Here is a 10,818-nt window from a genome sequence, read left to right as displayed (position 1 = left end):
GTTAAACCAACCTGGGCATTCATATTTGCACCATCCATATAAACCTGCCCGCCATTATTGTGAATAATTTGCGTGATTTCTTTAATAGCCGATTCAAAAACCCCGTGGGTAGAAGGATAGGTTACCATTAAAGCGGCAAGGTTATCTTTATGTTTTATCGCTTTCTCGCGAAGATCGTCTACATCTATATTTCCGTTTTCTGAAGCTTTGGTTACTACCACTTTCATTCCCGCCATTACTGCAGAAGCTGGGTTGGTACCGTGAGCCGAAGATGGAATTAAACAAATATTTCTATGACCTTCACCTTTAGATTCATGGTAAGCTCTAATAGTCATCAAGCCGGCATATTCTCCCTGCGCACCAGAATTTGGCTGAAGCGAAGTTGCCGAAAATCCGGTGATCTCTGTTAATTGGTCTTCCAGTCTTTTTAATACGATCTGGTAGCCTTCAGCTTGTTCTACCGGTACGAATGGATGAATATTCCCCCATTGCGGATTGCTTAAAGGAAGCATTTCTGAAGCTGCGTTTAATTTCATGGTACAGCTTCCAAGAGAAATCATAGACTGGTTCAAAGAAAGATCTTTGCGTTCCAGTTTTTTGATATAACGCATCAATTCAGTTTCTGAATGATAAAGATTGAATACTTTATGAGTTAAAAAATTGGTTTTTCTCTGTAATGCTGAAGGAATTGCAGTTTCCTCTTTTAAGCTTTCAATTTCAGTAGATTTTTCACCTAAAACTGTAGCGAAAACCTTCAAAATATTATTGATGTCTTCCTGGGTTGTAGTTTCATTTAGAGAAATACAAACCGTTTCAGCATCTGGATAATAGAAATTGATTTCGTTCTTTTCGGCTTCAGCTTTAATTTTTTGAGCATCAGCTTTAACCTGAAGCGTATCAAAATAAGCTGAATTAAGCTGCTTAACACCCATTTTCTCAAGTTCTTCAGCTAAAGTAACTGTAGAAAAATGAACGGTATCAGCAATATATTTTAGACCATCGGGCCCGTGGTAAACTGCATACATTCCCGCCATCACGGCCAATAAAACCTGCGCGGTACAAATGTTAGAAGTAGCGCGGTCACGTTTAATATGCTGCTCGCGGGTTTGGAGCGCCATTCTTAAGGCGTGGTTGCCATCAAGATCTTTGGTTACCCCAATAATTCTTCCGGGAAGATTTCTTTTGTATTCTTCTTTAGTAGCAAAATAAGCGGCGTGAGGCCCACCATATCCTAATGGAATTCCAAAACGCTGAGTAGTTCCCACAACCACATCTACACCAAGTTCTCCCGGTGCCTGTAGTTTAACTAAACTCAAAATATCGGCAGCGACAGCTACTTTTATATCAGCATCTTTACATTTTGAAACAAAATCGGCATAGTTAAAAACCTGTCCGTATTTCCCCGGATATTGTACTAAAGCTCCAAAGAATTTATCGCTAAAATCAAATTCTTCGTGATTACCAACCACTAACTCTATGCCCATAAAATCGGCACGCGTTTTAATAAGATCTATGGTTTGTGGTAACGCCTGTTCAGAAACAAAGAATTTATTTACTTCATCTTTCTTTTGCTTACGATCGCGAACAGCGAATAAAAGTCCCATAGCTTCTGCCGCAGCGGTAGATTCATCTAAAAGTGAAGCATTGGCGATTTCCATTCCGGTAAGATCGCTTACCATAGTTTGGAAATTTAATAAAGCTTCCAGTCTTCCCTGGGCAATTTCTGCCTGGTAAGGCGTGTAGGCCGTATACCAACCCGGGTTTTCCAAAATATTTCGTTGTATCACCGCCGGTAATATTCCCTGGTGGTAACCAAGACCTATATAAGTCTTAAAAACCTTGTTTTTTGCAGCTAGTTTCCCAATATGCTCGGCATATTGGTTTTCGCTAAGTGCAGCAGGTAAATTTAAGGGTGATTTTAAACGAATATCGTCGGGGATGGTTTCGTATATTAACTGTTCTAACGAATCTACACCAATGGTGTCCAACATTGCCTGGAGATTGCTTTCTCTGGGGCCAATATGGCGTAGGGCAAAAGAATCTGTTCTCATTAAAATAAAGTTGTGTTTTGTGCTGCAAAAGTACATATTTTAAACGTAATTTTTTAGTGATTAGACGTATACACTTGTTAAGATTTATGACGTCAGGTTTGGTTGCGAGAAGAATGATTAATTTAGCAGGATGCAGCGTTTTAAAAATATATTGGATTTCTATATAAATAGTAGTCTGCACGTGGCTTTGGCCGTGGTTTCATTAAGCTTAATAAGCTTCCTGGAATTTAATATTGAAATTGATAAAAGCCTGCTGTTTTTTATTTTCTTCGGAAGCATTACCGGCTATAATTTTGTGAAGTATGCCGGCATCGCTAAACTGCATCACGCCAGCCTCGCCCAAAACCTAAAACTAATCCAGATTTTCTCCTTTTTTTGCTTCGTAGCTTTGCTGTATTTTGTTTTTCAGCAGGAATTAAAAATACTTTTAGCTGCTGCTATTTTGGGAGTTTTCACATTACTGTATGCTATTCCTCTAGGTAAAAACAGACAGAATCTTAGAAATATTGGTGGGATTAAAATTTTTATTATTGCTGTTGTTTGGGCCGGAGTGACTGTTATTTTGCCATTGATGGATCAAGTTGCTTTACAGGAAATCGGCTTCACTTTTTTCCAGCGTTTTTTCTTTGTGATCGCTATAACGCTTCCGTTTGAGATAAGGGACTTGAAGTTTGATTCTGGGAATTTAAATACAATTCCGCAGCAAATTGGAATAGCGAATACTAAGAAAATCGGTTATATATTATTGGGGATTATGTTGTTCCTGGAATTCCTGAAATCTTATTTTTCAGTAATCAACTTAATTGCTTTAAGTCTTAGCTTATTGGTTTCGGCGTATTTTATAAAAGCGGCGCAGATAGATCAGGGAAGTTATTATTCGGCATTTTGGGTGGAAGGAATTCCTGTGTTTTGGCTTTTAGTTTGGCTGCTAGCTAAGATTCTCCTTTAGCCATTTCTTTTTCAATACTGTTTTTCCAGGCTTTTTTTTCTTCTTCAGAACAAGTTTTAAGCTTAGATTTTTTTATTAAATGGGTGAGTTTAGTGTTTTTGGAAGTGTACTTGCGGCAGGGTTTGCATAAAAGCAAATGCATAAGCATTGATAGTTTTTCGCGTGTTCCAGCCTCGTTATATTGGCTTTTGTCGCAGCAATTTTCTGCTTTTGAACAGTCAAAAATGAAAAATTTTCTTTTCGGCATAACTTAGAACCAGTTTTTTTCAAGGCATGCGGCCAATGCGGTGCGCGCCCTGTGAATGATTACCCAAAGGTTAGACGGACTAATATTGAATTCTTTACATACGGCCTCAGTATCAGCCTCATCAATGGTTTTCATCTTAAAGATGGCCGCGTGTTTTTCGTTTATTTGATCGAGACACTCTAAAATAGCCATTCCCAACTCGGTGTTTTCCATCTCATCTTCGGCAGTACGATCAAAAGGATCGGCTACCTGTTCCTCCATCCAATCGCCATTATTTTCAGAATCTGAATAATTGATGCGCACTTCAGCCTGACCTTTTATAGAGTTTATCTTTCGGTAATAATCTATGATTTTTCGCTTCAAAATAGAAATAAGCCAGGTTCGCTCTGTAGCTCTTCCTTCAAAATTATCTTTAGAATTAAGGCCTGCAAGAAAAGTTTCAGAAATTAAATCGTTTGCCACCTCGCGATCGTTAACCCTAACAATGGCGTAATTAAACAGGTAGTCAGAATATTTATTCACCCATTTTGTAGGATCGAGTTTATGAGTTGGCATAGGCTTGCTTCAAGGTCAAATCAAAATTAACAAAAGTATTTGAATTTATAAGTTATAGATCTTATAAGGTTTTTAAGGCTGAATTGATGAAAAGGAAAAGAGGCTGTTGGAAAAGTCTAATTTCGTCAAGCTGAACTTGTTTCAGCTTCTAACATGTTTAAATTACCAAAATCTTAGATTCTGAAATGAATTCAGAATGACGATTTGAAAATTTTTCAGACAGCCTCTTTAGTTTAATTACTTCTCAATTAATCCCGCGCGTTTTAATAAGGCATCAGGTTTTGGCTCTTTTCCGCGGAATTTCTTATAAAGCGTCATTGGGTGATCTGTGCCGCCCTGGGAAAGTATATTTGTCTTGAATTTATTCGCAACTTCCCTGCTAAAGATCCCATTTTGCTGAAAATACTCAAAGGTATCGGCATCTAATACTTCTGCCCATTTATAGGAATAATATCCTGCAGAATATCCGCCTTGGAAAATATGAGAAAAAGCAGTACTCATACAGTTTTCAGAAACATTTGGAAATAATTTTGTACGTTCAAAAGCTTTGTCTTCGTTTGCTTTAACGTCTTTAATTGCTGAAGGATCTACACCGTGCCAGCTGAGGTCTAACATTCCAAAGCTTAGCTGTCTTACCGTGGCCATTCCTTCCTGGAAATTAGCAGATTCTTTTATTTTTTGAACCAATTCCATAGGAATTACTTCCCCGGTTTCATAATGTTTGGCGAACAACTGAAGCGCTTCCTTCTCATAACACCAGTTTTCTAATAACTGGCTTGGAAGTTCTACAAAATCCCAATAAACATTTGCACCCGATAAACTTGGATATTCAGTATCTCCAAGCATCCCGTGAAGCGCGTGACCAAATTCATGGAAAAGCGTGGTGACCTCGTTAAAAGTTAATAATGAAGGTTGTTTTTTAGAAGGTTTGGTGAAGTTGCAAACAATAGAAATATGCGGGCGTTCTTCCTCGCCATCTTTCTTGTATTGTGATTTGTAACCCGTCATCCAGGCGCCATCCCTTTTTCCCGGCCTTGGGTGAAAATCGGCGTAAAACAGTGCCATTTCTTTATTGTTTTCGTCAAGTACCTGGTAGGTTTTTACATCTTCATGATATTTATCTACATCAAAAACTTCTTTAAAACTAAGGCCGTAAAGTTTTTGAGCTACCGTGAAAACTCCATCTATTACATTCTCAAGTTTGAAATATGGCTTTAGTTTTTCGTCATCGAGATTGAATAATTTCTGCTTTAATTTTTCGCTGTAAAAAGCGGCATCCCATTTTTGTAACTGGTCAATTCCATCCAGATCTTTTGCGAAATTTTCTAATTCTTTGAATTCGCGCTCAGCGGCAGGTTTTGCTTTTTCAAGAATTTCTTCTAAAAAGCTGTTCACTTTTTCGGGAGTTTCAGCCATACGCTCTTCCAATACAAAATGTGCGTGGGTTTTATAACCTAGAAGTTGAGCGCGCTGGTATCTTAATTTAGCAATTTGCAGCACATTTTCCTGGTTGTCTAACTCATCGCCGTGAAATCCTTTTGAGCCAAAAGCAAGTGCCATTTTCTTGCGCAGTTCCCTGTTTTCAGCATATTTCATAAAAGGAAGGTAGCTTGGATATTCTAGGGTGAAGATCCAGCCTTCTTTTTCTTTAGAAGCTGCTACTTGTGCAGCTTCTTCTTTAAAACTTTCCGGTAGGCCTTTTAGATCGTTTTCATCGGTAAGATGTAATTCGAATTTATTGGTTTCGGCCAGTACATTTTGGCCAAAATCTAAGCTTAATTTTGAAAGTTTTTTATCTATATCCCTAAGTTCGTTTTGCTTTTCTATCGGCAAATTGGCTCCGTTTCGCGAAAAAGCCTTGTATTTTCGGTCTAAAAGCGTTTTTTGCTCCGTATTCAGGTCAAGCTGGTCTTTCTTATTATAAACCGATTTCACTTTTTCAAAAAGTGCTTTATTTAGAATAATATCATTTCTGAATTCTGATAAAAGTGGGGAAACTTCCTGTGCGATTTGCTGAATATCTTCATTGGTTTCCGCAGAATTAAGATTGAAAAATATGCTGGTTACTCTATCTAATTTTTCTCCTGAAAATTCTAAAGTTTCAATGGTATTTGGAAAAGTAGCTTCATCGGCATTTGTTGCAATCGCATTAATTTCTTCCCGAGCCATTTCTATGGCTTTTATTATGGCGGGTTTAAAATGCTTATTCTCAATTTTTGAAAATGGAGCGTGATCAAATTCCTGTAAAAGTGGATTATTTTGAGTCGTCATTATCTCTTTTCTTTTAATTATAATTTCAAATTTATCTATTAAACATTTCCTGAGCTATACAGGTAATGTACTTAACCTAAATTTGACGTTTTTAGTAACTTTTTTTAACACAAAACGTTGTTTTTCTTTAAAAAACTGTATATTTCGGCTTTAAAATATTGAACGTTTTAAAATTGTAGTAGCTTTTAAAGTTTTTTCTGGTTTAAATATTTAGAATGGTTAATAAATAATTTGTACAGATTTAGGGGAGTTTACTACAAAGAAAGCCACGTCTCAAGACGTGGCTTTTGTTATTTTTTCACCTTTTTGGCGCCTTCAATAACTTTCTCTTTGAGTCCTTCTTTATAGACTAATATCTTATCTAAAGTACATTTATCTGAAGTTCCAATAATTTGAGCGGCAAGGATTCCTGCGTTTTTTGCTCCGTTTAATGCTACGGTGGCAACCGGAACTCCGCCTGGCATTTGTAAAATAGATAAAACCGAATCCCACCCATCTATAGAATTGCTGGATTTTACCGGCACACCAATTACTGGAAGGGGGGAGAGCGATGCTATCATTCCCGGCAGGTGAGCTGCGCCTCCGGCACCGGCTATAATTACTTTAATTCCACGTTCGTGTGCGGTTTTTCCGTATTCAAATAATTTTTCCGGGGTGCGGTGAGCAGAAACAATATCTACTTCTACTTCCAGGTCAAAACCTTCCAGGATATCTATTGCATCTTGCATTACCGGTAAATCGCTGGTACTTCCCATTATTACTGCTACTTTGCTCATAATTTTATGTTCAAAAACTTCGAAAAGTTTATTATTTGGAAATAACTTTAATTGAATTCTTAACCTGTTCGGCTATTTTTCTTGCTTCGGCCAGGTCTTTATTTACTATAGTTACGTGGCCCATTTTTCTAAAAGGACGGGTGATTTTTTTACCGTAAATATGCGGTGTCACGCCCGGCATTTTCATTATCTTCTCAATATTCTCATAAACCACTTCACCTTCGTGAGCTGCATCACCCACTAAATTTACCATAATTCCGCCCACTTTACTATCGGTATTTCCTAAAGGCAAATCTAAAATTGCGCGAATATGTTGTTCAAATTGGTTGGTGTAACTAGCTTCAATACTGTAATGCCCGCTGTTGTGAGGTCTTGGAGCGATTTCGTTTACCAGGATTTCATCATTATCTGTCTGGAACATTTCTACCGCCAGTAAGCCTACGTGCTCAAATGCTTCGGAAACTTTAACCGCCAGTTCCCTGGCTTTTTGCGCGACGGAATCTTCAATTCTGGCCGGGCAGATTACATATTCTACCTGGTTTGCCGTAGGGTGAAATTCCATCTCAACTGCCGGATAGGTTTTTACTTCTCCTGAAGCAGATCTCGCCACGATCACCGCTAATTCATTTTTAAAAGGAACCAGCGTTTCGGCAATACATTCCGCATCGGGGAGATCGTTTAAAGCTTCTTTATTTTTTATAACCGAAACTCCTTTGCCATCATAACCGCCGGTAGTACTTTTCCAAACAAATGGAAGATTAATTTTACTGTTTTCAAGCGCAGAAATTAATTCTTTTTTATTTGAAAAAACTTCAAAATCAGCGGTTGGAATTTCATGTTTTTTATAGAAATTCTTTTGAATTCCTTTGTTCTGAATTTTCTCTAAAGTTTCAGCTGAAGGATAGGTTTTTATACCTTCATTTTGCAATTGTTTTAAAGCTTCAACATTTACGCCTTCAATTTCAAACGTGAGCACGTCAACTTTTCTTCCAAAGTTAATCACGGTATCAAAATCCATAAGATCGCCGGTTTCAAAATAATCACAAGCAATTTTACAGGGTGCTTCAGGATTTGGGTCTACAACGTTGGTTTGAATGTCGTATTTTCGGGTTTCGTAAAGCATCATTTTACCCAACTGGCCCCCGCCGAGAATTCCCAATTTAAAATCTGAAGAAAAATAATTGATCATACCTTAAAAGTTTCAGCAAAAATAATTTTTTAGGGCAAGCTGTGCTATTATTCTTATGGAAATCTGGCAGTTTGGGTTGTTAAGAATCCTTATCTTTGCCCTTTAAAATTTTTGAGATTTGATAAAACTGCACGATTTAGAGTTTGAGCCTTATATTTCAGAAGAAGAAATCAATGTCGCTATAGATAAAGTGGCCGATAAGCTTAATGAAGATTATAGGGATACCAATCCCATATTTTTAGGAGTACTTAACGGTTCCTTTATGTTTGCAAGTGAAGTTATAAAGAGATTTAATGCAGATTGCGAGGTTAGTTTTGTAAAACTTGGTTCTTACGAGGGCACCAAAACCACCGGAAATGTAAAAACGCTTCTGGGATTAAACCAATCTTTAAAAGACCGGCATGTAATTTTACTGGAGGATATTGTGGATACCGGCAATACGTTAGAAGAAATCAATAAAATTCTTTTAAAAGAGGAAGTGGCCAACTATGAGGTGGCAACCTTATTTTACAAACCTGAAGCTTATAAAAAGGAATTCAATATTAAATACAGGGGAATTGAAATTCCCAATAAATTTATTGTAGGTTATGGCCTGGACTATGACGGTTTAGGTAGAAATCTTACTCAAATCTATAAACTTAAAGAAAACAACATGACAAATTTAGTTTTGTTTGGCCCTCCCGGCGCCGGCAAAGGAACTCAGGCAGACATTCTAAAGGAAAAATATAAACTAATTCACATTTCTACGGGAGATGTTTTTAGACATAATATTAAAGGCGAAACCGAATTAGGCTTGCACGCTAAATCTTTTATGGATAAAGGGCAGTTAGTTCCAGATGAGGTTACAATAAAGATGTTGAATGCTGAAGTTGATAAGAACGAAGGTGCTAACGGTTTTATCTTTGACGGTTTTCCAAGAACTGCAGCCCAGGCTGATGCTTTAGCTGAATTGCTAAAGTTGAAAAATACCGAAGTAACCGCGATGATTGCCTTAGAGGTAGATGATGAGGTTTTGGTTAATAGACTATTGGAACGAGGAAAAACTTCGGGAAGAAAAGACGATGCCGACGAATCTGTGATAAGAAATAGGATTAAAGTTTACTATGACGAAACCGCAATTCTAAAAGAATATTATAAAAAACAAGACAAATATTACGGAGTGGACGGAGTTGGTTCTATTGAAGAAATCACCCAACGTCTTAGCGCCGTAATTGATAAGCTACAAGCTTAATACCTCTTAGAGGCTTGTTACGATTTAAACCTTCTGGGCTTTTCTAGAGGTTTATGATTTAATTTTTAAACTATGACTGAAGGGAATTTTGTTGATTATGTAAAGATTCACGTAGCTTCCGGAAAAGGAGGTAGCGGATCTTCACACCTGCACCGCGAAAAATACGTAGCGAAAGGGGGACCCGATGGTGGTGATGGTGGCCGTGGTGGCCATGTGATTGTGAAGGGAAACAAAAACCTTTGGACGCTTTATCATCTAAAGTTTAAAAGGCATATTCGTGCCGAACACGGTAGCAATGGTAGTAAACAACGCAGCACCGGGGCAGAAGGAGCCGATGAGTACATTGAAGTGCCTTTAGGAACTGTAATTCGCGACACCGAAACCCAAAAAATTATTCACGAAATTACCGAAGACGGCAAAGAATATCTGGTTGCCGAAGGTGGTATGGGCGGCCGTGGAAACTGGCATTTTAAAAGTTCTACGAACCAAACGCCGCGCTATTCTCAGCCGGGAATTGATGGTACAGAGGTAGATATTACGCTAGAGTTAAAAATTCTTGCCGAAGTTGGATTGGTTGGATTTCCAAATGCAGGAAAATCTACTTTACTTTCTGTAATTACCGCTGCAAAACCTAAAATAGCCGATTACGAGTTTACTACTTTAAAACCTAATTTGGGTATTGTAGAATATCGTGATTTTAAAACTTTTGTAGTTGCTGATATTCCGGGGATTATTGAAGGTGCGGCGGAAGGAAAAGGAATTGGCCATAGATTTTTAAGACATATAGAGCGAAATTCTACGCTCTTATTTTTAATTCCGGCAGATGCTCCCAATATTTCTGAACAATATGAAATTCTCTTAGATGAATTGCGAAGATATAATCCGGAGATGTTGGATAAAGATCGCCTTATTGCAATTTCAAAAAGTGATATGCTGGATGCCGAATTAAAATTGGAGATGAAGCACGAATTGGATAAAAATTTAGGTGCCCCTTATTTATTTATTTCTTCGGTAGCTCAACAGGGATTAACCGAGCTAAAGGACAGGTTATGGGAAATGCTAAATAAGGAGACTTCTTAAATCATAAAGTTGAAACACGTAGAGATATCTTGGATTTGTGTTAATCTTTAGATCTTCTGAACGGTTTTTGATTAAATTTAAGCAGCGTGGATTAATTTCAACGCTGCATTTTTTTGTAAAAAAGTCAAAAATTGATTCTTATGAAATTTATAAAGTTACTATTTGTTTGTGCCTTTGTTTCATCCTGTAATACTCCAAAGGCGGTTTATGATTATGATGACACGGTAAGTTTTAATAATTACAAAACCTATCAGCTTTTCCCCGATTTTCAGTCTGGACTTTCGCAATTGGACGAGACCAGGTTAATTAACAGTTTGAGAAACAAGATGGAGAAAGAGGGTTTTTCAACTTCTGAAGAACCTGGCATATATGTAAATGCTTATTCCCGGGAATTTATGGACCGGAACCGAAGCAGTATTGGCGTTGGTATTGGTGGAGGTGGCAGAAGCGGGGGAGTAGGAGTTTCGGG

General features: G+C 37.7%; 9 protein-coding genes. 4 read left to right on the top strand and 5 right to left on the bottom strand.

The window, feature by feature from the left end; translation table 11 throughout:
- Nucleotides 1–2,051 (bottom strand): aminomethyl-transferring glycine dehydrogenase (gene gcvP, locus AACZ30_RS10750; protein WP_339649293.1); only part of this gene is annotated, 2,051 nt, incomplete at its 3' end.
- Between the two features lie 130 nt (nucleotides 2,052–2,181).
- On the opposite strand from gcvP, the gene AACZ30_RS10745 reads away from it, so the two are divergent.
- On the top strand, nucleotides 2,182–3,000 hold the full coding sequence (locus AACZ30_RS10745; protein ID WP_339649292.1) for a hypothetical protein: 819 nt from the start codon (nucleotides 2,182–2,184) through the stop codon (nucleotides 2,998–3,000).
- A gap of 250 nt (nucleotides 3,001–3,250) precedes the next feature.
- Here the strand turns inward: AACZ30_RS10745 and AACZ30_RS10740 are convergent, their stop codons facing one another.
- The 4 genes from AACZ30_RS10740 to AACZ30_RS10725 all read right to left on the bottom strand — a co-directional run bounded on the left by AACZ30_RS10740 (nucleotide 3,251) and on the right by AACZ30_RS10725 (nucleotide 8,038).
- Nucleotides 3,251–3,802, bottom strand: a complete 552-nt coding sequence (locus tag AACZ30_RS10740) for a sigma-70 family RNA polymerase sigma factor (protein WP_339649290.1) — start codon at nucleotides 3,800–3,802, stop codon at nucleotides 3,251–3,253.
- A 237-nt stretch (nucleotides 3,803–4,039) separates the two neighbouring features.
- Entirely contained in the window at nucleotides 4,040–6,073 is a 2,034-nt protein-coding gene (locus AACZ30_RS10735; RefSeq protein WP_339649289.1) for a M3 family metallopeptidase, read from the bottom strand.
- Nucleotides 6,074–6,363: 290 nt separating this feature from the next.
- Entirely contained in the window at nucleotides 6,364–6,849 is a 486-nt protein-coding gene (gene purE, locus AACZ30_RS10730) for a 5-(carboxyamino)imidazole ribonucleotide mutase (protein WP_037319155.1), read from the bottom strand.
- Between the two features lie 31 nt (nucleotides 6,850–6,880).
- On the bottom strand, nucleotides 6,881–8,038 hold the full coding sequence (locus tag AACZ30_RS10725) for a 5-(carboxyamino)imidazole ribonucleotide synthase (RefSeq protein WP_339649286.1): 1,158 nt from the start codon (nucleotides 8,036–8,038) through the stop codon (nucleotides 6,881–6,883).
- Nucleotides 8,039–8,156: 118 nt separating this feature from the next.
- Here AACZ30_RS10725 and AACZ30_RS10720 point away from each other — a divergent pair, with 118 nt between their 5' ends.
- The 3 genes from AACZ30_RS10720 to AACZ30_RS10710 form a co-directional block, all read left to right on the top strand.
- Nucleotides 8,157–9,269, top strand: coding sequence for an adenylate kinase (locus tag AACZ30_RS10720; protein WP_339649284.1), 1,113 nt, complete (start codon nucleotides 8,157–8,159; stop codon nucleotides 9,267–9,269).
- A gap of 72 nt (nucleotides 9,270–9,341) precedes the next feature.
- Nucleotides 9,342–10,349, top strand: a complete 1,008-nt coding sequence (obgE, locus tag AACZ30_RS10715; RefSeq protein WP_339649282.1) for a GTPase ObgE — start codon at nucleotides 9,342–9,344, stop codon at nucleotides 10,347–10,349.
- Nucleotides 10,350–10,489: 140 nt separating this feature from the next.
- A partial coding sequence (locus tag AACZ30_RS10710) for a DUF4136 domain-containing protein (protein ID WP_339649281.1) occupies nucleotides 10,490–10,818 on the top strand: 329 nt, incomplete at its 3' end.

The sequence above is a fragment of the uncultured Salegentibacter sp. genome (assembly GCF_963972535.1).
In the GTDB taxonomy this organism is placed as follows: domain Bacteria; phylum Bacteroidota; class Bacteroidia; order Flavobacteriales; family Flavobacteriaceae; genus Salegentibacter.
Note: the sequence above shows the minus strand (reverse complement) of the source record. Positions and strands in the feature narration are given on the sequence as shown.